Origin of the sequence: Sphingobacterium micropteri (assembly GCF_014692515.1) — a bacterium.
In the GTDB taxonomy this organism is placed as follows: Bacteria; Bacteroidota; Bacteroidia; order Sphingobacteriales; family Sphingobacteriaceae; genus Sphingobacterium; species Sphingobacterium micropteri.
In genome coordinates, this window is the sequence record NZ_JACOIK010000006.1 from 104,115 (window position 1) to 128,899 (window position 24,785).

General features: G+C 43.3%; 15 protein-coding genes. 11 read left to right on the forward strand and 4 right to left on the reverse strand.

Features of this window, described 5'->3' with window-relative positions:
* Positions 1–79 precede the first annotated feature (79 nt).
* The 7 genes from H8B06_RS09630 (at position 80) to H8B06_RS09660 (ending at position 11,492) form a co-directional block, all read left to right on the forward strand.
* Entirely contained in the window at positions 80–1,273 is a 1,194-nt protein-coding gene (locus H8B06_RS09630) for a FecR family protein (protein ID WP_190994073.1), read from the forward strand.
* A gap of 152 nt (positions 1,274–1,425) precedes the next feature.
* Positions 1,426–4,863, forward strand: coding sequence for a TonB-dependent receptor (locus H8B06_RS09635; RefSeq protein ID WP_190994074.1), 3,438 nt, complete (start codon positions 1,426–1,428; stop codon positions 4,861–4,863).
* A gap of 13 nt (positions 4,864–4,876) precedes the next feature.
* Entirely contained in the window at positions 4,877–6,622 is a 1,746-nt protein-coding gene (locus H8B06_RS09640; protein WP_190994075.1) for a RagB/SusD family nutrient uptake outer membrane protein, read from the forward strand.
* Positions 6,623–6,794: 172 nt separating this feature from the next.
* Positions 6,795–7,481 carry an SGNH/GDSL hydrolase family protein gene (locus H8B06_RS09645; protein ID WP_190994076.1) on the forward strand — a complete coding sequence of 229 codons (687 nt, stop codon included), beginning with the start codon at positions 6,795–6,797 and terminating at the stop codon, positions 7,479–7,481.
* A gap of 5 nt (positions 7,482–7,486) precedes the next feature.
* Positions 7,487–9,133, forward strand: coding sequence for an FAD-dependent oxidoreductase (locus tag H8B06_RS09650; RefSeq protein ID WP_190994077.1), 1,647 nt, complete (start codon positions 7,487–7,489; stop codon positions 9,131–9,133).
* A 55-nt stretch (positions 9,134–9,188) separates the two neighbouring features.
* Positions 9,189–9,722 (forward strand): gluconate 2-dehydrogenase subunit 3 family protein, encoded by a 534-nt coding sequence (locus tag H8B06_RS09655; RefSeq protein WP_223857591.1) that lies wholly within the window; start codon positions 9,189–9,191, stop codon positions 9,720–9,722.
* Positions 9,723–9,773: 51 nt separating this feature from the next.
* The gene (locus H8B06_RS09660; protein ID WP_190994078.1) at positions 9,774–11,492 is read left to right on the forward strand and encodes a GMC oxidoreductase; all 1,719 of its coding nucleotides are present in this window, start codon (positions 9,774–9,776) and stop codon (positions 11,490–11,492) included.
* A gap of 28 nt (positions 11,493–11,520) precedes the next feature.
* Here the strand turns inward: H8B06_RS09660 and H8B06_RS09665 are convergent, their stop codons facing one another.
* Together H8B06_RS09665 and H8B06_RS09670 are read right to left on the reverse strand one after the other, a co-directional pair.
* Positions 11,521–14,664: a ligand-binding sensor domain-containing protein gene (locus H8B06_RS09665; protein ID WP_190994079.1), complete on the reverse strand. Its 3,144-nt coding sequence runs from the start codon at positions 14,662–14,664 to the stop codon at positions 11,521–11,523.
* A 30-nt stretch (positions 14,665–14,694) separates the two neighbouring features.
* Positions 14,695–15,501, reverse strand: a complete 807-nt coding sequence (locus H8B06_RS09670; protein WP_190994080.1) for a response regulator transcription factor — start codon at positions 15,499–15,501, stop codon at positions 14,695–14,697.
* Positions 15,502–15,794: 293 nt separating this feature from the next.
* Between H8B06_RS09670 and H8B06_RS09675 the strand changes: the two genes are divergently transcribed.
* The 4 genes from H8B06_RS09675 to H8B06_RS09690 are packed head-to-tail and all read left to right on the forward strand — an operon-like array spanning position 15,795 to position 22,422.
* A complete protein-coding gene (locus tag H8B06_RS09675) occupies positions 15,795–18,971 on the forward strand; it encodes a SusC/RagA family TonB-linked outer membrane protein (protein WP_190994081.1) in 3,177 nt (1,058 codons plus the stop codon).
* Positions 18,972–18,999: 28 nt separating this feature from the next.
* Positions 19,000–20,535: a RagB/SusD family nutrient uptake outer membrane protein gene (locus tag H8B06_RS09680; protein WP_190994082.1), complete on the forward strand. Its 1,536-nt coding sequence runs from the start codon at positions 19,000–19,002 to the stop codon at positions 20,533–20,535.
* A 50-nt stretch (positions 20,536–20,585) separates the two neighbouring features.
* Positions 20,586–21,347, forward strand: a complete 762-nt coding sequence (locus tag H8B06_RS09685; protein WP_190994083.1) for a carbohydrate-binding protein — start codon at positions 20,586–20,588, stop codon at positions 21,345–21,347.
* Positions 21,348–21,357: 10 nt separating this feature from the next.
* A complete protein-coding gene (locus H8B06_RS09690; RefSeq protein WP_190994084.1) occupies positions 21,358–22,422 on the forward strand; it encodes a glycoside hydrolase family 43 protein in 1,065 nt (354 codons plus the stop codon).
* A 38-nt stretch (positions 22,423–22,460) separates the two neighbouring features.
* On the opposite strand, the gene H8B06_RS09695 is transcribed toward H8B06_RS09690, so the two are convergent.
* On the reverse strand, positions 22,461–23,642 hold the full coding sequence (locus H8B06_RS09695; RefSeq protein WP_190994085.1) for a trans-sulfuration enzyme family protein: 1,182 nt from the start codon (positions 23,640–23,642) through the stop codon (positions 22,461–22,463).
* 114 nt (positions 23,643–23,756) lie between these two features.
* Positions 23,757–24,638, reverse strand: coding sequence for an AraC family transcriptional regulator (locus tag H8B06_RS09700; RefSeq protein WP_223857592.1), 882 nt, complete (start codon positions 24,636–24,638; stop codon positions 23,757–23,759).
* Between the last annotated feature and the right edge of the window lie 147 nt (positions 24,639–24,785).

A 24,785-nucleotide genomic window follows, 5' to 3' on the forward strand; every position in this document is an offset into this window, starting at 1 on the left:
TGTTGGAAAATATATCTTATTCTCTTTGCTTGCTTTTGGCATTTGAGGTGTAATGTATAAAGTTAGCCGAAATATTATAATGGGTAAGAGCCAATACGATATCGAAGTATTATGTAGAAAATATATAGACCGCTCTATTTCTGAGGAAGAAGTAGTAGAAATGCTAGACTATTTTAAAGATCATGGTATACCAGAAGAGTTTGATCATCTTTTGCGTAAAGAATTCTCGAACACGATCGCGCACAGTCCATCCAGGGATGTAGAAGACCTGACCGATAAGGTAAAATTAAAGTTGAAAAAACATATTGCATCGAAAAAGAAATCGGATTTATATCGTTGGCTTCCTTATGTGGCGGCTGTGTTTATATCAGGGATGATCGCGATTTCATGGTTTATATTCTCACCGAAAGCTGATGATACCGTTGTGTCTGAAATAGATATTATGCCGGGAGGAAATAAAGCAAAGATAACACTTGCCGACGGCAGGATACTCACGTTGGACGAAAGTCGTGATGGTATTGTCGTCGATGGACAAGAGATCACGTATAATGATGGAACATCCACTGTCTTAGCATTGGAATCATCTTCTCCACAATGGTTGGCCCTAAGTACACCACGTGGCGGAACATATAAAGTTACGCTGGCCGACGGAACAACGGTGTGGTTAAACGCTGAATCAACGCTAAAATATCCCACCCATTTCGCTAAAGGAGAGCGCGTCGTGGAATTGGAAGGAGAAGCTTATTTCGATGTAAAACGTGTACAAACTGATAACCAGGCCGCGCAATTTAAACCATTTAAAGTCGTCAGCGCCAACCAAACGATTACAGTTTTAGGTACGGAGTTTAATATTTCGGCTTACCGCGATGAAGAGGAAACGAAGACCACCTTGGTGGATGGTAAAGTTCGTGTCGCAACACGTCGATCTGGTGAAGACATGACACTTCTTCCTGGTGAACAGGGAAAGAATGGGAAGAATGGACTAGAAAAATATAAAGTGGATGTATACGATTATATAGACTGGAAGAACGGCGAATTCGTATTCCGCAACGAGACGGCAAAAGAAGTATTGCAACGCATAGCACGCTGGTATGATATTGCGATTGATTATAGGGGCTATGTGCCTTCTGATGAGGTTTTCTCGGGCAGTATCTCACGGAATAGTAATCTACAGACAGTCTTGAACATTTTACGAGAGGCAGGCGATGTGATATTTGAAGTCAAAGATCGGACGGTTGCCGTCCGTAACAAGGTTAAAAATGCAATCCAATAAACCCTAAAAAAAGCTTATGTTATGATTTAGCGACGAGAAGAACAAAAAAACCGAAAGTGCGACCAACACTTTCGGCAATATCTGCCAGGCAGAAAATGTTCAGGACAACTTATGAAGCTATAGATATTCAATTGAACCAAACAGTATTGTAAATGTACGAAAAAATTATGTCCACCCTTAGCTGGGTGTTAAAAAAACAGGTGCTTATGCGCATTCAATTTACGCTCACCATTATCATCTTTTTTGTGATGCAAGTAGGGGCAAACAGTGTAGCACAACACATTGTTACACTGGAGCGGGAAGGTGTTTCCCTCAAAGATGTCTTCAAGGAAATCAAGAAGCAAACCGACCTCACCGTTTTTTATTCGGCGAAGCGACTGAATGATTCCCGTAAAGTCAACGCAAATTTTAAGAATGCCTCCTTGGAGGCCGTATTACGCGAATGTCTTCAGGGACTACCCCTGACGTATGTTATTATGGATAAAACCATCGTCTTGAAAGAGAAGGAAGCGAAAATACCAACACGTAATAACACGCAGTTAAATAACCGATCGGTAACTTCTGTTTCTCCGTCTCAACAGCATATTGTAACAGGTGTGGTTCGTGATGTCAGCGGAACGCCGCTAGCTGGAGTTTCTGTCTCGGTAACAGGAATGGCCTCTACCGTAGCCACATCCGAAAATGGTTCTTATCAAATCCTAGCGAAACCGGACGCAACCCTTGTGTTTTATTCGGTAGGTTTTGCACGTAAGGAAGAAAGTATTCGTGGTAGATCGGTGATCGATATAACCTTGGAGGAAGAAATCAGTGATTTGGATGAAGTGGTCGTGGTGGGATACGGTACGGTGAAGAAATCTGATTTAACAGGGGCCGTCAACGTCATCGATGAACAAACGATCCGTAATACGCCTGCCGCAAATATCGGAATGGCGCTGCAAGGCGCAGGGTCAGGTGTGAATATACAACGCAGCGGCGGGTCGACACATCCGGGACATACGCCTGAAATCCGTATCCGGGGAGCACGTTCCATAGCTGCCGGCAATGATCCACTGTTGGTTGTGGACGGGATTCCTTACGACTTAGGTATGATGAACAATATTGCACCAGACGATATCACTTCGGTTACTGTGCTTAAGGATGCTTCGTCAACAGCGATCTATGGTTCACGGGGAGCTAATGGCGTTATATTGATGACTACCAAGCGCGGAGTAGAATCGGCAAAGGCTACCGTTACCTATAGTGGATATCTTGGGATCAACAAGCCGTTAGGGTTTTATGATCTTATGAATGCGGATGAGTATATGGAACTACGGAAATGGTCCATGTACAATCGGTACAAAAATTCGGACAACTACACCGGTATCGACGATCCTAGGGTATTAGAAAGGGTATTTGAAGGGGGACTTGACGGAGAAACGGAAGGCTATGAAAAGGGCGTATATACCGACTGGCAAAAGGAATTGTATGACAAGGATCCGGCAATCACCAATCATCAGATAGGCATAGCGGGTGGATCTAAAAATACCCAATATGCCGCATCATTGGGATATTATAAAGCGACGGGTATATACGACTTACAATCGATGGAACGCATAACCCAGAAATTATCTGTGGACCATACGATAAACAAATACTTGAAATTAGGGCTCAACACATTGAATACCTACTATATCAGCAAAGGGGAGAGCCTCAATCCCATGGGCGACGCCCTAAGACTGAGTCCATTGCTCACTCCATTGATGGACGATGGATCAATACGGGAGAAAGTACATCCGAATGACCTGATGAGCAACCCGCTAATGGATCTGCGCGAGGGAGCTATCCAAGACGATCGCAAACGATTATCGACCTTTACAACGGGTTATCTGGAAGCAGACCTCACGCACGGCTTTAAGTACAGGCTCAATGCGGGTGTGCAGTTATCGCAGACCACTTTGCAACGCTATTATCAGCAGGGAACAAGCAAGCGTCGCCAGTCATCGAATTATGGCTATAACGAATCAGCTTCACTTATAGACTATACCATTGAAAACCTTTTGACGTATGATAAAAAAGTAGAGAAGCATAATTTTAATGTTACGGCGTTGTTTAGTGCCGGAGAAAGGGAAGCACAGGATTTCGACCTGAACTATGAAAATGTACCGACCAATCAAGTAGGTTACTACAATCCGGGTACGGCTGAAAACCATAAAGGAGGTGGAAACTACAGCAAATGGAGCATGCTTTCTTACATGGGACGTCTTAATTATGATTATGACCAACGTTATTACCTGACGACGACACTTCGTGCCGATGGCTCTTCACGTCTAGCTAAAGGGAATAAGTGGCATTATTTCCCTTCTGCTGCTGTAGCTTGGAACATCGGTAATGAAGAATTTATGAATAGCACCTCTTCTATATTGTCTCAGTTGAAACTGCGTCTCAGTTATGGGGAAGTAGGTAACACCAACGTGGCTCCCTATGACACGCAGGGTAATATGAGCAGCAATAGGTATATCTTTGGGTCTCAGGGGGTACTCGGATATTATCCGACTGCCGCCTCCAATAGCGAACTAAAGTGGGAACGTACAGCCAGTTACAATGCGGGTATAGATTTTGGTTTTTTGGATAATCGGATTACCGGTTCGATGGAAGTGTACAAACAATACTCCAACAACTTGATGATGAGTTTCACTCCTCCTGCAACGAGTGGTGTCAGTACGGCAATCCCTTACAATGTAGGTAAAACAGAAAATGTAGGATTTGAGACGAACGTCCGTATGCATGTATTCAACGGCGACGGCAGGAATAAATTCCAGTGGACGACCGATTTAAATATCTACTTTAACCGGAATAAAGTCGTTCAACTGACTGAAGGAGCAGATCAACTGATTTCTGACAACCTCTTTGTCGGTTATCCGCTGGGATCTTTCTACGAATATGTAGGATTGGGTATCTGGCAAGATACGCCTGAAGATAAGACGCTTGCCGAAAGCTTAGGACTTCAAACCTCGGGTGATGAATCTGTAATAGGAACCATTAAAGTGGCCGACATCAGTGGACCGGATGGTGAACCCGATGGCGTAATCAACGACTATGACCGGAAAGTATTGGGGAGTCATCAGGCTAATTTTGAAGGTGGATGGACCAATACACTAGCCTATAAGAACTTCGACTTGACGGTGGTTATGAATTTCCGCCAGGGAGGTTTGCTGCGATCTGAACTCTATGGTGGTGGACAAAATTCGCTGATAGGAGGTTATTTTAACAACCTGGATGTCGACTATTGGACGCCGGAAAATACAGGTGCACGTTGGCCGGCCCCGAATAACAGGGTACAGAGCATCCCTTATAAAGGAACGCTTACGTTATTCGACGCATCTTACCTCAAGATACGGACACTTACGTTGGGTTATACGTTGCCCGATAAACTTCTTACTTCAATTGGGTTAAGTAGGGCTCGTATATACGCAACAGCGACAAATCCGTTTACGTTCTTTTCCGAATACGTAAACAAATACAATGGGCTTGACCCCGAGACTAACCGTGTGATGAATACGGTAATTCCGCCGTCATGGCAAATGTTATTCGGTATCAATGTAACTTTCTAATTAAGAGATGACAATGAAAAATATAATATGTTTATTAGCATGCCTTCCGTTACTTTTCGTTACGGGATGCGCTGATTTTCTGGAAGAGGAAAATCACTCGAAAATGACACCTGAGTCGTTTAATACACCACAGGGATTTGAACTTGGATTAAACGGTGTATATGGCGGAATGAGAGCTTTTTACGGACCAATTAGCGCTATTCATATGCTGACTGTAACCGGAACGGATGAATTTTATAGCCGTGCTTCGGGTGACATTTATAACTTTGGAAATTATACAGCAAACTACAAACCTAGTTCGGACTATATTTATTCCTACTGGAGATCTTCGTATACGTTGATTAATACGTGCAATGGTCTTGTACACTTCGGTGAAGACATGACGGGCATTACCGAAACTAAAAAAATAACCATGCTGGCAGAAGCCAGGTTCTTTCGGGCGTTACTTTATTTCCGTTTGGTGCAGTTCTTTGGCGATGTAACATTGAACCGTACCTATAATGATGGAATTGTAAAAGAGGCCAAGCGTGACCCAATAACCGATGTATACGACTTTGTTATCGAAGACCTGTTGTATTGTACAACGCCTGGGAATCTACCTGCCGGACCGAAAGATACCAATCCTGGCCGTGTTACACAAGCTTTAGCCCGCCATTTGTTGGCAAAAGTATATCTCACCCGTGGATGGAGCAGCGCTGCGCAGTCTTCTGATTTTCAGAATGCATATGATATAGCGAGCGCACTAATTGAAGATAGTGGTCAAACCGGGGTTACACTTATGCCAAAATATGAAGATATTCATAAACCTGGCAATGAAAATAATCAGGAAATACTTTATAATGTGCAGATGACAGACGATCCGATTTACGGTGTCCCGGAAATGGACGCGAACATCAATCATCTGAGCCATGTTTTTGTCGCGGGTTATTTTAATTTTAACGGTAGCGGTAATGTTCAACAAATAGAAGACGGACGTGTGTACGCGCGATATCATGGAACGACTTGGCTATATAATGAAGCTTTCGGCGATATAGATAAAGACTCGCGCTATTATGCTACTTTCCAAAGCGAGTGGACCGCCCCGGTTGATTTTCAGAATAAAACACAGGAATTTTATGTGGGCAATAATAAGTATGCTGCCGTTAGAAGTGGAACAAAAGGAGACCTTGCAGGTTATCTTCCCGGCAAAAATATGACCAAAGAGGAGATAGAGGCTACGAATTACTATATACTTACTCCCGAAAACTACACTGATCCATCCTTCCCAACAATGAAGAAGTTTTTAGATCCCAACAGGGCAAGTCTTTCGTTCGACTCCCAACGTTCAATCATCGTATATCGGTTGGCCGAAACATACCTTATAGCTGCGGAGGCGGCTTTTAAACTCGGCAATAATTCTACCAACAATGGTGCAGCTTATTACATTAACGAACTTCGTAAAAGAGCTGCCTCACAGGAAGAATATATGGATGACCTGATGATTACTGCCGCTGATGTAACCATAGATTATATCCTTGATGAAAGAACACGCGAGCTTTGTGGAGAACAGTTACGCTGGCTCGACCTTGTTCGCACACAAAAATTGGTTGAGCGCGTACGGAAGTACGGGTTCTTCACGACAAAATGGACAAATCATACCCTACCTAAGGATAATATACAGGATTTTCATGTGTTGCGCCCAATTCCGCAGAAGCAAATCGAGTCTGTTATCGCAGGTGATCCCTATCCACAACAACCGGACGGGTGGGATAAAATGTAATCTGCTTTAATGTTGAAGACGCATCATGGAAATAGTATTTGTAAAATAATATAGAAAATGGGGCTTGTTGTTAATTGATACAGTAATGCAAAAAAATAAGATGAATTGACGGATTATTCCCGGCATCTTTCTTTAATATTGCTAATTATCATTGTAATACCTATTGCTAAAAATGAAAAGAACATTATTACTTTTGGCTACCTTGATGCTTTGCTCGTCGTCGTTTTGCCAGCCAAATTTCCTAAAACGCTTGCAGAAAGGCCAACCCCAACATCTTGTCGTGTACGGAACGAGTTTATCTAGTGGAGGCAATGGTAGCGCATGGATGGATGTGGTCAAAGCATGTATTGGGGAGAAGTATGGCGATAATCTTGTTAGCTATACACTTGCGGGCAAGGGTGGAATGTGGTCGGTTTGGGGTGTGAAAAACTTCGAAGATAGTGTCATTGCCAAAAAACCGGATGCTGTATTTATAGAGTTCGGCATGAACGATGCTTTTCAAGAATACGGCACATCAGTTGCGCTTGCTAGATTGAATCTGGAATATATGATTGATCGCCTACGGCTTTATAACGATTCCTGCGATATCTTTTTACAGGTTATGAATATGGCCATAGGAAAATCTGCTACTTTTCGACCCCATCTCGATGATTATTATGCCATGTACCGAAAAGTGGCACAGGAAAAAAAGGTCATGCTTATCGATCATTATCCCAATTGGAAACATATTCTAGATCAAGGAGAAGATACTTTTAGGCAGTATGTGCCGGACGGATTACACCCCAATAGAAAAGGCGGAGAAGAGGTTATTGCACCAAAAATCATGGAAATTTTAAATCTGAATAAAAAAGAAAGTTAGAACACATGCGTAAAACACTATTGGCTATGGTTATCATGGGACTGCTTGTCGCCTGTAACCAATCGCATTCAAATGAATATCAAGCAGACCTGATTGTCTATGGCGGTACATCGGCAGGCATTATTTCCGCCGTACAGGCGAAGAAATCCGGAAAAACCGTTATTGTCGTATCACCGGACAAACACTTGGGAGGACTGTCTTCGGGTGGTCTGGGGTTTACCGATACCGGTGATAAATCGGTGATCGGTGGGTTAGCACGGGATTTCTACCATAGAGTATATCTACACTATCAAGATAGTACGGCGTGGCGCTGGCAGCAGCAATCCGAATATGGCAATACTGGTCAGGGTACACCTGCTATAGATGGCGATGCACGCACCATGTGGATATTCGAACCGCACGTAGCCGAGCAGGTATTCGAGGATTACGTAAAAGAATATGATCTGGAAGTTTGGCGAGATGAGTGGTTGGATAGGGAAAGCGGCGTATCAAAAGAGGGTGATCGTATTACTTCTATAACGACACTAAGCGGGAAAACGTTTAAGGGCAAGATGTTTATCGACGCGACGTATGAGGGTGATCTCTTAGCATCAGCAGAGGTAAGTTATCATGTTGGTCGCGAAGCGAATAGTGTATACGGAGAGAAATGGAATGGAATACAGACGGGCGTGTTGCATCACGACCACTGGTTTAAGAACGATATCAGTCCATATGTGATTCCGGGAGACAGCACGAGCGGATTATTATATGGTGTTTCCGCTGAAGATCCGGGAATCTATGGTGAGGGAGATCATCGTTTGCAGGCCTATTGTTTCCGGATGTGTTTAAGTAACCACCCCGATAACCGCGTGCCTTTTCCGAAACCAGCTAATTATAAACCGGAAAATTATGAGCTACTTGCGCGCGTTTTCGCATCGGGCTGGCGGGAGACTTTTCGGAAGTTTGACCCGATACCAAACCGAAAGACGGATACCAATAATCATGGACCTTTTAGTACAGACTTTATCGGCATGAATTACGATTATCCTGAAGCGAGTTACGAACGCCGTAAAGAGATTATCAAAGAGCATGAAGAATATCAAAAAGGACTGCTGTATTTCATGGCTAACGATGAGAAGGTACCGGCTGAAGTGCGGAAAGAAATGGCACAATGGGGACTGGCAAAAGATGAATTTACCAACAACGGCAACTGGCCGCATCAGCTCTACATCAGGGAGGCCCGCCGGATGGTGGGGCAGCATGTCATGACAGAACATGACACGTTTAGCGAAGGCGAGATTTTAGATCCCGTTGGTATGGGGTCTTATGCCCTTGATTCGCATAATGTACAACGGTATGTAAAGGCCGACGGTTATGTCCAGAATGAGGGCGATATCGGTGTGAAACCAAAAAAAGGTCCTTATAAAATATCGTATGGTTCCCTGGTGCCGAAAAAAGAAGAGTGCACAAACTTACTGGTTCCAGTATGTGTTTCGAGTTCACATATTGCTTTCGGAAGTATCCGTATGGAACCGGTCTTTATGATATTGGGGCAAAGTGCGGCTTTAGCGGCATCTTTGGCGATAGATAAGGAGTTTGCTGTTCAAGATGTGCCTTATGATGCCCTTCAAAAACAACTATTGGATAGTAAACAGATTTTAGCAAAACCATAATGACTATATTTACCTATAGAAGAAATCCGAAATTAGAATTTTGTAAAAAGATACTATGAAAGTAGAGGTTATCAATAGAAGAACAGCCCTTCGACGCTTATTGTATATAGCGGGTGGAACACTTTTGCTTCCTGCTTGTTATCGACAATCGGGTAAAGAGACAATAGCATTGACCCATTTGGTAATCGATGAAGAACAGGAAAACCTGCTGGCTGAGCTTGTGGAGACAATTATTCCCGCATCCGACACACCAGGAGGAAAAGAATTGCTACTGCACCTTTTTGTGTTGAAGATGGTCGATGATTGCCATAATCCAGAAGATCAAGAGGCCTTCATAACCGGATTATCATCGTTTGCGAGCTTGGCTCGTGAACAGGAAGGACAAGATTTTATAAAGATGGATGCCAATAAGCGTATCGCATTTTTAGAGTCGCTCAAGGAAATAGAAAATGAAGAAGTAAAGCGCTTTTACGGAATTACCAAACGTCGAACTATACAAGGTTTTACAAACTCCAAATATGTGATGACAGACTTGAAAAAATATGAGCTTGTCCCGGGTAGATATAACGGCTATTTTAAAATGACCTGATCGCCTGTAGCGGGGACTAAAAAGAAAATTAGAGAGAGAATACGTAAAAGAATGGCAAACTTAAATATAGACAGTATAAAAACGCGTACGTTCGATGCAATCGTTATAGGTTCAGGCGCCAGTGGCGGTTGGGCAGCAAAAGAATTTACGGAGAAAGGACTCAAAACGCTTGTACTTGAAAGAGGACGAGACGTCGTCCATGTTAAAGACTATCCGACAACGAACTTATACCCATATGAACTGGAGCACCGCAACGAAATAACCTATGCGGATAAGCAAGCGAATCCTATTGCTAATAGGTGTTATGCGTATAGAGAGGATACAAGGCATTTCTTTGTCAAAGACGAGGAGCACCCCTATATTCAGGAGAAAGATTTCGATTGGATAAGAGGATATCAGGTAGGTGGAAAATCACTGCTGTGGGCGAGACAAACACAGCGCTGGAGTGCCTATGATTTCGAAGGGCCGGCTCGTGACGGTTTTGCTGTTGATTGGCCTATCCGATACCAAGATATCGATCCCTGGTATAGTTATGTGGAGCGTTTTGTGGGTATTGCGGGCAACAAAGATGGGTTATATACGCTGCCAGATGGCGACTTTTTACCTGGTTATCCTTTGAATGCTGTAGAAGATTATTTTCGCCAATCGGTTCATAAAAATTTTAAAGGCAGACATGTAATCAGCGCCCGATGCGCCCATCTTTCGGAACCACAGCCTATTCATATACAGCAGGGGCGTGTAAAGTGCCAGCATCGCGTGTTGTGCCAGCGCGGCTGTCCTTTTGGAGGCTATTTTAGCAGCAATGCGTCTACGATTCCGTGGGCGCAAAAGACGGGAAACCTAACCTTGCGCCCACATTCTGTTGTGCATTCTATATTGTATGATCAGGAAAGTGGTAAAGCAAAAGGGGTGAAGGTAGTTGATGACGAGTCATTGGAAGAGATGGAGTTCTTTGCGGATGTCATCTTTGTGAATGCATCTGCTTTGAATACCAACCTGATCCTGCTCAATTCAAAGTCTGATCGTTTTCCGGAAGGTTTAGGAAACGATAACGGACTAATGGGCAAGTACATTGCTTTTCACAATTACACAGCGCGAATCAGCGCGGAATACGATGGCTTGCTGGAATACCGGACAGATGGTCGAAATCCTGCTGGGGGTGGATATATTCCGAACTTCCGTAATGTGGATCGTCAGGAAACGGATTTTTTACGGGGATGGGCTGCCACGTTTGGCGCTGGCCGTTCACCGATAAGGGATACCAATGGTGTAGGAGAAGAACTCAAAAAGGAACTGCTCCATGATTCCGAATGGAGTAATTGGCGAGTCCATTCCCACATGATGGGCGAGACCATCCCGAAAGAAGAGAACCGGGTTTGGCTCGACACCGGTAAAACGGATAAATGGGGTGTGCCTCTTCTGCATATTGATGTCGATTATGCTGAGGATGATTGGAAGCGTCGAAAAGATTACTATGAGCAGATGACAAACATGTTTGAGGCAGCAGGATTTACGAATATCCGGACACGGGATGACGGACGTAGGCCGGGTAATGATATCCATGAGATGGGTGGCGTCCGGATGGGACATGATCCTAAAACATCGCTGTTGAATAAATGGAACCAATTGCACCTCTGCAAAAATGTGTATGTCACGGACGGTGCGTGTATGACCTCTACAGCTACGCAGAATCCGACGTTGACGTATATGGCACTTACGGCAAGGGCGGTTGATCATGCCGTAAAATCATTGAAAAATGGTGATCTGTAGGTAAGGCAAATAATTAAACGCCACGCATTTAAGGAGGAGTAATTATTTGTTCCTCCTCTTGCAGTGGTAATGTGAGTATAAATATATTCTCCCGCTCTGCTGTTATCATAGTCAGTGTACCGCCATGTAGCTCAGCAAGTGATCTAGCGAGTGACAGACCCAAACCTGTACCTTCAGCTTTGCCAATATGTGTCGTCGCTCTGTGAAAGGGTTTGAAGATGTCTTCTATTTCCTCTTTTGGAACCAGATTTCCATTATTTCGGAAGGTGATATTCAACTGCTTGTCGGCAATAACATCTGTTGATATATGAATATAATCCTGTGTATACTTGATGGCATTGCTTAATAGGTTGGATACGATTTTGGAAACTGTTTCTTTGTCAAGTATTAATGACTCCGGCGCATTTAAATGCCAAAATAATTTAATGCCTTTGTATTGGATGAGTGTGTTATTATCCGAAACGATTTCCTGTAGAAGTTGATCGATATTTACGGATGTAAAATATAATTTAAAACTATCCGATTCCATTTTTCTGAAATCCAGCAATTGATTGGTCATCAAGACCAATTTATTGGTGTTTCGTTCGATCATGTGCAACCATTTAAGCAACGGCGATTGCTCATCTATTCTGAACATGATCTTTCCTAATGGTGCTTTTATCAACATAAGGGGCGTTTTAATGTCGTGTGCAATATTGGTGAAGAAATCGATCTTCGCCTTGTACAACACTCTTTCCCGATGAATTTTAAGTGCTTCTATGCGCTTTCTGTTTTTTTCCTTTACGTTTCGATCATAAGACCAGATGATATATCCAATAAGGGATAGTATCGCTAACCCATATAGTGCGTGGGCGATAGGTGACCGCCAAATAGACGGATGGATAACGATGTCAAGCGTTTTTTCAACGGAAAGCGGAGTTCCGTCAATTTCGGTCAGTTGTACACGGAGCGTGTATTTGCCTGCCGCTACTTGTGTGAAATAAGCAGTATTACTGTTCTTAAGTGTAATCCAATTTTTATCATATCCGTCAAGCTTATATCGATATACCTTTGATTGAGGTGAGAGGAACGTCATAGCCGCAAACTCGATACTGAAGGTCGATTGGTCATGTTCTAGGTTAAGGGAATGCGTATAGGCAATAGCCGTATTTAAAATAGTATTGGGGTTAGATGCTAGTACTTCTTTGTGTTGTACATGCAGACTGGTAAAATAAATAGGAATTTGTCGAGGAGTCGAATGGTGTTGAATTCGCTTCGGATTGAATCTGATCATACCTCCCGTCGCACCAAAATAGATGAATTTATTAGCGTCTTCAAATACGGAGTTGTAATTGAACTGTAGCCCGATTACACCTCTTTCTTTGTTATATATCTGCATGCTACCTGTTTGTATATGATAGCTGACAAGTCCATGTGAAGTTGATATCCAGAGGGTGTTGAAAGCATCTTCGGTAAAAGCAAGAATCTGGTTGCTGGGAAGACCTTCTGTGGTTGTGATCCGGGTGAAATTGTCATGATTTTCGTTCAAAACAGCAATGCCATTTTCTGTGGCTACCCATATTGCTCCCGTTGAGAGTTCACGAATGTGGTTTACCCTGTTGCTATTTAATGAATGAGGCTGTTGTGTGTTATGGGTATATACGCGCGTTTGATCTGCTGCGGGATCATATTTAAAAAGTCCATCCCGCCAGGTACCAAACCAGATGTTGCCTTGTGAATCTTCAAAGATGGTTGTATAAAAAATATAATGGGGAACTTTTTCAAAAACGTGGAAAGTCCGGGTTTGGGGGTTAAAAATATGGAGGCCTCGCCCTGTCGCTAGATAAATGATACCTGCTCGTGTTTTATATATATAATAGATGAAATTATTACTTAAGGTCCCGTCGGTATTATAGCTATCGTAATGTGCTATCATCTTTCGTCGACGAACGTCAAATAAAACCAGTCCTTTATCAAAAGTACCGATTAATAAGGTGTCGCCTATTAATAATAAGCCGTGGATATTGTCATGAGATAGCCCATCTGCAGTACCATAGTGTGCAAACGTTCCGAGATCGGGATTCCAGCAACTGATCCCTTTATCTTCGGTGCCTATCCAGATATTCCCGTATTGATCCTCGACCATCTCACGAACGGCATACCCCAAGATTGATGGTTTTTGGTTTCGGGGAAATATTTTTTCAAATAAATCCAATTGAGGATGATAGTAATTTAATCCCCCAAAATAAGTCCCTGCCCATAAGCCTCCTTCGTGATCTTGACATAAGGTGTATACGGCATTGTCCGAAAGGCTCCAAGGGTTGTCGTGTTCGTGATAGAGTCTTTGGGTGATACCTGTTTTCGTATGGTATATAAATATTCCCGATTCGGTGGCCACCCAATATTCTTGATTGATGTGAAGGATATCCCGTACGAAAAGATTGTTGTTTTCAGCATTTGCCTTGAGAATATGCTCAACAGATAGATCATGTGGTGAAATGCGTAGTAGTCCATGGTTTCGTGTCCCTACTAAAATGTAGCCTTGTTGGTCTGTATAGAGCTGTTGAACCCAAATGTCTTTTGTGTCGAGTGCTTCGTTTAAATTGATAGATTGCTGGCTGTGAACACAGGTCAATAAGCCTAGGTGGTTGGCATACCAAGCTTTGCCATCTGTATCTATTGTGAGTGCAGAAACAAAAAAATCTTCTGGTTCCGTCAGTTGCCGCAGTTGATTGGCTATTGGTGTATATTGATATAAAGTGAGATTGGCAACAAACCAGATGTGTTCCTTGTTGTCTGTCCGGATAGATAAAACTTCACCACGGATATCGTCCCGGAAGATATTAAATTGTTCTTTCTCTCTGTCAAAAATATAAATTCCCTGATCAGTCCCTACCCAAATGGTGTGATCTCGATACACTAAAAGCTGTCGGATGAAGTTGCTTTCCAATCCATTCTGTACAGAAGGGTTGCTCTGGTAAATTTTGAACCGGTTGCCGTCAAACCTATTTAAACCGTTTTTGCTTCCGAACCATAAAAAGCCATCTTCGTCTTGTACGGCGCATGAAATGAAGTTGTTAGATAGTCCTTGGTCTACTTGATAGTGATTGAAGTAATATTGCTGACTGTACACCAGTGAAAAGTGTAGCAGGCTGATGAAAAACAGAATAATATATCTTTGGGTATCCGACATAAACACAGGCTTATCCTATACTATAAAAATCTAGTGGGTGTCGGCTTTCTTGTTGTTGATCTCCTGAATATACTCGCGGGGTGACATTCCGTAATATTTTTGGAAATTCCGTCCAAAATGTGTGTGGGAACTAAAGCCTACCAAGAACGAGACTTCAAATATTTTATAATCATGGTGTAATAACAGTTCAGTTGCTTTTTTCAAGCGCGCCATGTTGATAAGCTCATTCGGTGATACGTCTGATAAGGATTTAATTTTTCGGTATAGCGTCGGTCTGCTCAGGTTCATTAAATCAGCCAATTTTTCTACGTCGAGATTGGGATCTGCCATATGTTGCTGGATAACTTCATATAGTTTTTCCAGAAAAAGAGACTCTTCGCTGTTTTGAATAGCTGCGGTGTTTACATGGACAAAAGGGGAGGAGATAAAAAACTCTTTTACCTTATTTCTATTAAGCAGCAAGCTATGGATTTGTGCACGAAGGTATTCCGGTGAAAAAAGCTTTTCAATATAGGCGTCGGCACCGAGCTCCAAACCTTCTATTTTAGCGTTCAGCGTATTCTTAGCTGTGAGTAAAATAATGGGAATATGTGCATGGTTGGGGGTAGACTTAATAAATTTACACACCTCAAAACCATCCATTTTCGGCATCATTACGTCACAGACAATGAGGTCAATCAAACTAAGGTTTAATACCTCTAAAGCTTCTACGCCGTCAGAGGCTCTCGTGATTTCAAATTGATCGCTTAAATCATCTTCTAAAAAGTCCAAAACCTCTATATTATCATCTACAATCAGAATTTTGGGTTTATGGAGTCGGTCTATAGCATCTATCATATTCTATCGTTTTTACTTAGCTATCATCAAAACTACATAATAGTTTGTCCTTTGGAAACTACGACTGGACGAGATGAATTGTAAAAGACAAAATAGTGAATTTTTGATACAAAACGTGGAAGTTAACGAAAGTATTTTTCCGTAATTGCAATCGTTATAATTAGCACGTTAACCATATAAACAAATGAAAAATAAGCCAAGGGGTAGTCCACCGTTACGCACAAGTGGGAAACTTATCAAAGAACTATCAATGAACGGCGTTATCGCCACTTAAAAATTTAACAAACTATTATATGAAGCATTTCACAATTATATTAGTCTTGTTTTTATGCATCTTTGTATCGCAGTCGTTCGCTAGCGTAAATGGTTCGCCCGCTACGATAACGAAACAAAGTAGCCATAACAGACTAAACTTTGACGGGACGCAGGAATTGGTTCCTGTAAAAGGTACGGTAACCGATGTGGATGGAAACCCAATCCGTAATGTGTCGGTATATGAAAAAGGTACGAATAATGGTACAACAACAGCGGCGGACGGTAGCTATTCCATCAATGTGAGCAATATTGCCGCTACACTTGTATTTACATCCGTAGGATATACAACACAGGAAAGCCCCGTGCCGAGCAACCAAATGATAAATGTGACGTTGCTTGTCGATGAAAGTGAGCTGGACGAAGTCGTCGTCATTGGTTATCAGACGATACGTAAAAAAGATCTTACGGGTGCCGCATCAGTAGTAAATACCAAAAATACGGAGACGAAGGTGGCAAGATCGTTGCCCGAAGCGCTACAGGGGCAATCATCCGGTGTGGTCGTGAGGAACTCGGGAGGACCTGGACAAGGAGCTGTCGTGAATATCCGGGGAATGAGCACCCTGTATGGGAACGCCAGCCCCTTATATGTTATCGATGGGATGCTTTCAGATCCAAACGTGACGATTAACCCCAACGATATTGAAAGTATACAGGTGCTGAAAGATGCATCTGCCGCTGCGATATATGGCGCGCGCTCTGCTGCTGGTGTGATCATTATCACCACCAAGCAAGGAAAGGTTGGCGCTCCGATGGCAGTCAATGCCTCTGCTAGATATAGCGTCGTAAATCTGCCAAAGATGTACGAAATGATGAGCGGTCCTGAATACGTGGCCATGAATAGGCAAGCTTATGAAAATGCAGGATATAGACAGCAGCCTTCGGTTGCTAACTATGACGGTACCGATGTGAACTGGGCGGATGAAATGTTTCGCACCGGTGCTATACAAGATTATAGTGTTTCTTTATCCGGTGGGGGGAATGCGTCCAAGTATTTCATGTCCGGCGCTTATTTCAAAGATGTAGGTACCGTCGTTGAACGTAAATTTGATCGTGCAGCGTTACGCATCAATACCGAAACGTCAAGAGGCCGTTTTCGGATAGGCGAAAATCTGATGATATCGTCCACACATGGCCGTTCTCCTTTTTCTGGCGGCAACTTTGGGGGCAATCCGTTTTATGATGCCTTCAGTATGCTTCCGATTATTCCCGTTCAGAGTGCTGCATTTGTTAGCGATGCCAATCCCGGAGGTTGGGGTATCGGCTCAGACAACGCCCGAACGTATGCAAGAAATCACGTAGCGCAGGCATATATCACCAATTCGAGCTACAATTACGTTAAGTTAATGGGAAATCTGTACGGTGAGGCAGATATTACCGACTGGTTGACGTATCGATTAAATGCCGGTCTGGAAACTAGTTTTGATAAATCTACGGATCTAAGAGGTCAAGGAATATGGTATTGGAATCAAAATAATGACCCCACGCGGATTAATGAGGGAAGGTCGCAGTTTCTGAGTTATCTTTTTGAACATACGCTGAATTTCAACAAAAGCTTTGATAAACACCAGCTTAACGGCGTAGTAGGATATACCCAACAAACTATTGGAAGAGAGGGTATTGGTGCAGGAAAAACAGATTTACTGGAAGCTGGAGAAGTCTATTTCACGACCATTAATTCTGCTACGGGTGGATATACGTCTACCGGTAGCAGAGGTAGAAACTTTATTGATTCTTGGCTTGGACGTGTAAATTATTCGTTTGATGACCGCTACTTAGCAACTTTTACTTTCCGATCGGATAAAGATTCGAGGTTTGGTAAAAGCTACCGTACCGGGTTTTTCCCTTCGGGCGCTCTGGCTTGGCGGATCAGCAATGAGCAGTTTTTTGATGTGGATTGGGTGTCTGATTTAAAAATAAGGGGGTCTTACGGTGTATTGGGGGCTGCAAATCTTGGCAATTACCAATTCGTGGGACTTGTAAATCAAGCACCGAGAGCTATTTTTGGTTCCGGCGCACAAACGGCTTACGTCGGTGGCACGCAAGCAAGAGTCGTGGATCCCAATCTGCGATGGGAAGAAAAAGCAACCTTGAATCTGGGCTTTGATGCTTCCTTGTTCGACAGACAACTTGATGTTTCTTTCGAAGCATTTAGGTCCGTTTCGTCTGATGTGTTACTATACCTCCCGCTCCCCGGCTATATAGGCAGCATAGGCAGCGACATATTTACGAATGCTGCGTCGATTGAAAACAAAGGTGTGGAACTTGATATTACCTATCGACCAAAGGTGGAGAACGAAAACGGATTCCGTTGGGATATCAGTGGAAACATCAGTTTTATCCGCAACGAAGTATTGGGATTGGGTAATCTGGGCATTGATGCTGCAACAGGGCTTCCGCGGAATTATATTCAAACGGGCAATACACGCGCGCAGGTCGGACGTTCGATAGGCGAATATTATGTTGTATTAACTGATGGTATCTTCCAGAATCAGGCTGAAATTGATGAACACCGTGCACAGTCTGGCATTGCCAAACCGGGTGATATCCGCTATGTAAATTTGCAAGATATGGGAACTGGGAATGATATAACGTCGGACGACCGGACATTTGCCGGCACCCCATGGCCTGTTTTCACGTCGGGTATGATGTTTAACGGGTTTTATAAAAATTTCACCTTAAATCTACAGCTCTATGGTGTTTACGGCACCAAACTCTATAATGATATGCGCCGTGATTTTGACGGTATGGGCTATTCCAACTACCGGAAAGGTATCGTACCGTGGACTGCAGAAAACCCTACAGACTTCCCTCGCCTTGGTGTATCTTACACCAGCATTACAGCTGGTGATCCAAGTATAGATAAAGGTATTCAATCCAATGTGCGAGGCGATTCCAATAGATGGCTGGAAAGCGGATCGTACCTGCGGTTGAGTAATGTGCAGTTGGGCTACAACCTGCCGCAAAGTGTGTTACAGAAGTTACATATACCTTCTTTACAGGTATACGTGAGTGGTCAGAATCTGCTTACGATAACAAACTATTCTGGACTTGATCCGGATGTGGTAGGTGCCAATGCAAACTTGGAGCCCGGTGTGGATGTCGGTGGCTGGCCACCTAACCGGATAGTATCCTTTGGTATAGCGTTGGGCTTGTAATCAGTTGAACAGAAAAAAAGAATGTACAATGAAAACATGGACAATAATATTCGCAGCTATCGTGTTTCTTACCGTTTCGTGTAAGAGAAACTTCGATGAGCCAAATCCTGATATGATGACGAGTGCTTCTTACTGGCAAGATGAGGAAGAAGCAATCAAAGGGATCAATGCCGTGTACAGCGGTCTGAACAGAAGTAACAACTATTATAATCGGTGGATGCATTTCGTGTATTTGCTGCGGTCTGATGAAGGCTTCGGTTCGGGAGGCGATATTGGACTGAATAATAACATGGCATTTGCCTTCACCAGTAATAGTACCGGTAATGGCCAATGGAATGCGATTTTTCACGTCAACTATCGCGCTAACCAAGTTATTAATTATGTGCCGCAGATCAGCATGGACGAAACCTTGAAAAAACGGATCATCGCAGAAGCAAAATTTATACGTGCATTAAATTATTTTAACCTGGTCGTGTTTTGGGGACGTCCGCCTTTGGTGCTGGATGTCTTATCACCGACAGACTATCCGCCAAATGCTACGCCACAGGAGGTGTACGCCCAGATTGAAAAAGATCTGACGGAAGCCTTGGTCGATTTGCCGGTTTCTTACGGAGATGCCGATATCGGTCGGGTTACCAAAGGGGCAGCATACGGCTTATTGGCGAAGACTTATTTGCAGCAAAGCAAATTCAATGAAGCGAAAAATGCGATGGATTGGTTAGTGACGGGCGAAGGTGCATCTAACTACGACTTGATGGAGAACTACGCAGACAATTTCAAAAGAGACACCGAAAATAATGGAGAGTCTGTGTATGAAATACAGTATAAAGAAAATCCTACAGAGAATGGGGATGACGATACGAATCCCAATATTAATCTCAATACCGGAACGTCGGTCGCCAAGTTTTTGGCTCCGCCTGCACCCGGTCCGGGATTTGCGGATGGTGCGGCGAGGCGCTGGATCGTGGATGCATTCGAAACCGAAAGAACCGTCGACGACAAAAGAGATCCACGGGCAGGCGTGAGCTTCCTATACGACTACGCCGATGAGCGTGGACCGGCTTTTACGATGGTATACGGGCAGACTTGGCAGCAACGGTATGGTACGAATGACAAAAGAGTGTGGTTCCGGAAATTGTTGAACGACGATTGGAGAAATGAGGAGAATTTCAGCTCGCCAAACAACTATCGGATGATACGCTATGCCGACATCCTGCTGATGTATGCCGAATGTTTAAATGAAATAGGGCAGACTGGAAATGCTTACGCATACGTAGACAGGGTAAGAACCCGCGTCAACCTGCCATCACTGACGGTCGCTAAACCCGGGTTGAATCAGGAGGGTTTTCGCCAACAGATCAAACACGAAAGATTGCTGGAGCTTGCTGGAGAGGGATGGCGCTACTTCGACATGGTGCGCTGGGGCGAACTGGCAAACAACTTGGAGGTTTTGAAAGAACGGGATGCAGATTTTAATAATTTTGTACCCGGCAAGCATGAATGGTACCCTATCCCACAAGGCGATGTAGATAATTCCGATTTGACGCAAAATCCGGGATATTAATGAGTAGAAATAGGATGTTTTGCAAATACAACCTTAAAAAGATGATGAACATGAAAAAATTAGCTTATCTATTTCCGTTTTGCCTGCTGCTGATCATAACAAGCTGCAAAGACGATGTGGAAATCCCGTCGAGTACGCAGCTCCCAACATTCAGTCTTCAGGCAGATGCTGTCGCGGTGGCGGAGGGTACCTATATATTGAAAGCGGAGGGAAAGAGCGCTTATGGTGGCGCGAAGTTGCGTAAGGCAGAATTTTACAAAGGCGACGAAAAAATCGGCGAAATGGAGATTGCCCCATATACGTTTGAGTATCCGGTCACAGAAAATATACCCGATCAGGAACTTTCATTCCACGCCGTGCTGACCGATGTTGTTGGAAACAGCGTGAAAAGTAATACAGTGACAGCCAAAGTGAAAGTGTTGCCTATCCGTATAGAAGCTGAAAATGCAACATTAAAAGGTCTAGCCAAAGTGGCAACTGATCAAGAAACAAGGCGAAGTTCTTCTAATCAGGCAAAGGTCGGCGCAATAGATAATGCCGATAGCGGTATTGATGCGATGATTGAAATACGCACAGCGGGAGAATACGTGATTCGCGTGGCTGCTGGCACGGGTTTCAACGATACTTCACACAAAATTTATGTGGACGACAAGGTGTCCGAAGCACAAATTTATACGATACCCAACCGGGGATGGAATACATGGCAGACGTTCGATTTAGTTTTTGATTTGGAAGTTGGAAGCCACAAAATAAGTATTCGCCGAAATAGTGGGTACGGTGAATTGGATTATTTAGAATACTCAAAATTGTAAAGTAATTATTATGAAAGGACTATTATATATTGGCTTGTTGGTATTTTTGCTAGCTTGTGAAGATCGTGGGGCGGGGCCATATCTCGCTGTACCGAAACCGCCGGAAGCAACTGGGCCTGCAACATTTAAAAATCCCTTACTCAACTCCGCGCCAGACCCTTGGATTGCACAACGGGGAGATTTTTATTATTTTCTGCAAACGCACGGAAACCGCATCGAAATCCGTAAAACAGCTAAGGTAACCGAGTTGGCTACGGCAACAAGCACCGAGGTTTTTAGAGCTCCCGGAGCCGGAAGAAACAGCCGGGATGTGTGGGCACCGGAAATGTTTTACCTACAGGGGAAATGGTATATTTATTATACCGCCAGTGATGGTCAAGATGTGAACCATCGCATGTTTGTATTGGAGAATGCAAACGATGATCCTACAACGAAGAACTGGGTCGATAGAGGACAGCTGACGACGAAGCCCGAAAACCTTTGGGCTATCGATGGTAGCATTTTGGAATATAAGAATGAACTCTACTTTATCTTTTCTGGTCGGCCGGGTGCTGCATCAGGAAATTTAACGCAAAACATATATATATCTAAAATGTCAAACCCTTATACGTTAACAGGAGAAACAGTCATGATTTCTACGCCTGAGCATGACTGGGAGAAGAGAGGGTTTGGCGTGAACGAAGGCCCTGAAATATTGAAGAATGCTGCTGGCGATGTTTTTTTAATTTATTCGGCTAGTTATTGTGGAACGGACGATTATGCTTTGGGTATGCTCTCGCTAGCAAAAGACGCCGACCCATTGGTACGTGCTTCCTGGATTAAAAACGACAATACTGTGTTTTCAAAAGTACCAACGGCATACGGTGCGGGGCATAATGGATTTTTTAAATCTAAAGATGGTAAGGAAGATTGGATCATTTACCACGCCAATGCTGAATCACATCCTAACAATAGCGGTTGCGGTAACTCACGGAGCACAAGGATACAGAAGTTTACATGGAATGATGACGGTACGCCTAATTTTGGACAACCTGTGGCATTAGGTGCGCCAATTGATGTTCCTTCGGGAGAATAAATAGAATAGATACCATGGTGCATCCATGGTATCTAACCTTATAAACCTTGCAAAGCCTCTTCAAAATCAGCAATAAGATCGTCGATATGCTCTATACCTACCGAAACACGAAGCAACCCTTTACTAAAGGATGGCTGATTTCCGTTTTTTCCGGTTTGATGAGCGCCCCACATGCTGGCAGGATGCGTGATTAAAGATTCTACTCCTCCTAAGCTGACCGCATTGTGAAAGAAAGTCAAGCGACTCAAGATAGCTTGGGCTCGTTGGAACTGTTCTGCATCGTCGTTGCCTTCAACCTCAATAGCGAGCATACCGGTAAATCCTTTCATTTGTTTTTTGGCTAAAGCATACTGAGGATGACTTTCTAGACCTACGTAGGCTACTGTTTTAATGAGCGGATGCTTTTCCAGCCACTGCGCTAAGGCAAGTGCGTTTTCATTAATTTGACGCACACGTAATGCCAATGTTTTTAAGCCACGCAATAGCAACCAAGAATCAAAGGGACTCAACGAAGCGCCTAATAAGAGTGATCGGCGCCAAACTTGTTCGATGTATGCTGCCGAACCACATACTGCACCTGCTGTGAGGTCACTATGCCCGCCAAGGTATTTTGTAGCGCTATGGACGATAATGTCGATACCGAAATCCGCCGGTACCTGGTTAATAGGGGAAGCAAAGGTATTGTCTATCATGGTCAAAATACCATGTTCCTTACCCAACTTGCCAATATATTCCAAGTCCGTAATGTCGAGGTTTGGGTTGGAAGGGGTCTCTACAAAAATGAGCTTTGTATTTGGGCGTATAGCGGCTTCGAAAGCATTATTGTCGGTTTGGTCAACCTGCGTTATTTCTACGCCATATTGCAATAGGAAATCTCGTATAAATGTCAATGATGCAGCATAATGTGCGTGTTGCGTAATGATATGGTCACCACTTTTTACCACAGCAAGGATAGCCGTACTGATCGCTGCCATCCCAGTTGCCAATACCAGTGCATCCTCTTTCTTTTCGAGTTTTGCGATAAGGGCTGCAGCTTGGCTATTATTGGGATTACCATGACGATGGTAAAATTCGGGCGATTTGGTCGCCGCTGCTGCTTGTGCAAAAGAATCTATATCGTCAGCAAGGTAAGTGGATGTCTGGAAGATCGGTGTCACAACCGATTTAGTGGTATTGAAATGTTCACCTTCGTGAATCAAAGAGGTTTCAAGCTTTGCCATAACGAATAAAATATAGCGCAAAGCTAGTAAATAATCTACTCTTTCGGTAGGGATTTAATACAGGACTTCACTCGGTAATGGCGAGTAGCCATACTTCGCTGTTTTCAAACACGCTTACGAGGTCATTTGGTATTTTTTTTTGTATTTTGCTGGAGACATACCCATCGTCTTTTTGAATAACCGGGAAAAATAGTACGGATCGGTGAAACCCAACTCGACACAAATTTCCTTGATACTTAATTCGCTGAAATAAAGGTATTGACAAGACTTTTGGATCTTTAGCTCGTTAAGATACTGATTCGGTGACGTACCAGTTTTGATTTTGAACAACCTGGTGTAATGCGTTACAGAAAGCTGCTGTTGTTCAGCCAGCGTACGAACAGCCAGCGGTTCGTGTAGGTTATTTTTCATATGAATGATGGACTCGTCAATTTTATCACGCTCTACAATAGAGGGATTGATTTCTGTGGCATAAATGAAACTTGCAATATAATGCTGTAGTTTTAAGTTTGCAATTTCAAATTCGCGTTTTCGAAAGCTATGTTCAAGAAGATTATAGATCGATTCGAATTCATCTGCTTTTCTCTGGTCAAAAGGATAGAAAACGGGAAGAACATTGTTTTCGGCGTATCGTTCATAGAGCGCCGCTGCGTGTTTCCCGGTGAAATGAACCCAGTAAATTGTCCAAGGATCTTCAGAAGAACTATGGTAGTGATGGGGGGTGTCCCGCGGTAGGATGATATAGTGGTTGGGCGAGATGGTATATGTTTTGTCATGTATGGTAACTGTTCCTGTTCCGTTTGTGCAATACAGCATTATATATTGGTTACATCCACGTTTACGCGACCGGTTATGGTATGCGGCGTGCGGGTAATACCCGATGGCGGTCAGATAAAACTGGTCGATAATATCATTTTTCTCTGCGTCGCGTTGAACATGGATAGGGAGAACGATCATTCTTTGCCCTATAAACCCTTCTTTAATCTTTTTGTCCATTATTTCTGTGTGTTTCATTGGCATTTTGCATTATATGAGATGGTTGTGTAAGTGTTTTGGAGGAGCGTATTTCATAAAAATGGTATAATAATCTATGTCTTTCGTTTTATTGTCCATTCCAAAGCGCTCTTCGGGTCCCTATCTTTA

What these genes read in the sequence shown, in the direction of transcription:
- H8B06_RS09630 (WP_190994073.1), top strand. Translation starts at nt 80, where the DNA reads ATGGGTAAGAGCCAATACGATATCGAAGTATTATGTAGAAAATATATA.
- H8B06_RS09635 (WP_190994074.1), top strand. Translation starts at nt 1,426, where the DNA reads ATGTACGAAAAAATTATGTCCACCCTTAGCTGGGTGTTAAAAAAACAG.
- H8B06_RS09640 (WP_190994075.1), top strand. Translation starts at nt 4,877, where the DNA reads ATGAAAAATATAATATGTTTATTAGCATGCCTTCCGTTACTTTTCGTT.
- H8B06_RS09645 (WP_190994076.1), top strand. Translation starts at nt 6,795, where the DNA reads ATGAAAAGAACATTATTACTTTTGGCTACCTTGATGCTTTGCTCGTCG.
- H8B06_RS09650 (WP_190994077.1), top strand. Translation starts at nt 7,487, where the DNA reads ATGCGTAAAACACTATTGGCTATGGTTATCATGGGACTGCTTGTCGCC.
- H8B06_RS09655 (WP_223857591.1), top strand. Translation starts at nt 9,189, where the DNA reads ATGAAAGTAGAGGTTATCAATAGAAGAACAGCCCTTCGACGCTTATTG.
- H8B06_RS09660 (WP_190994078.1), top strand. Translation starts at nt 9,774, where the DNA reads ATGGCAAACTTAAATATAGACAGTATAAAAACGCGTACGTTCGATGCA.
- H8B06_RS09665 (WP_190994079.1), bottom strand. Translation starts at nt 14,664, where the DNA reads ATGTCGGATACCCAAAGATATATTATTCTGTTTTTCATCAGCCTGCTA.
- H8B06_RS09670 (WP_190994080.1), bottom strand. Translation starts at nt 15,501, where the DNA reads ATGATAGATGCTATAGACCGACTCCATAAACCCAAAATTCTGATTGTA.
- H8B06_RS09675 (WP_190994081.1), top strand. Translation starts at nt 15,795, where the DNA reads ATGAAGCATTTCACAATTATATTAGTCTTGTTTTTATGCATCTTTGTA.
- H8B06_RS09680 (WP_190994082.1), top strand. Translation starts at nt 19,000, where the DNA reads ATGAAAACATGGACAATAATATTCGCAGCTATCGTGTTTCTTACCGTT.
- H8B06_RS09685 (WP_190994083.1), top strand. Translation starts at nt 20,586, where the DNA reads ATGAAAAAATTAGCTTATCTATTTCCGTTTTGCCTGCTGCTGATCATA.
- H8B06_RS09690 (WP_190994084.1), top strand. Translation starts at nt 21,358, where the DNA reads ATGAAAGGACTATTATATATTGGCTTGTTGGTATTTTTGCTAGCTTGT.
- H8B06_RS09695 (WP_190994085.1), bottom strand. Translation starts at nt 23,642, where the DNA reads ATGGCAAAGCTTGAAACCTCTTTGATTCACGAAGGTGAACATTTCAAT.
- H8B06_RS09700 (WP_223857592.1), bottom strand. Translation starts at nt 24,638, where the DNA reads ATGGACAAAAAGATTAAAGAAGGGTTTATAGGGCAAAGAATGATCGTT.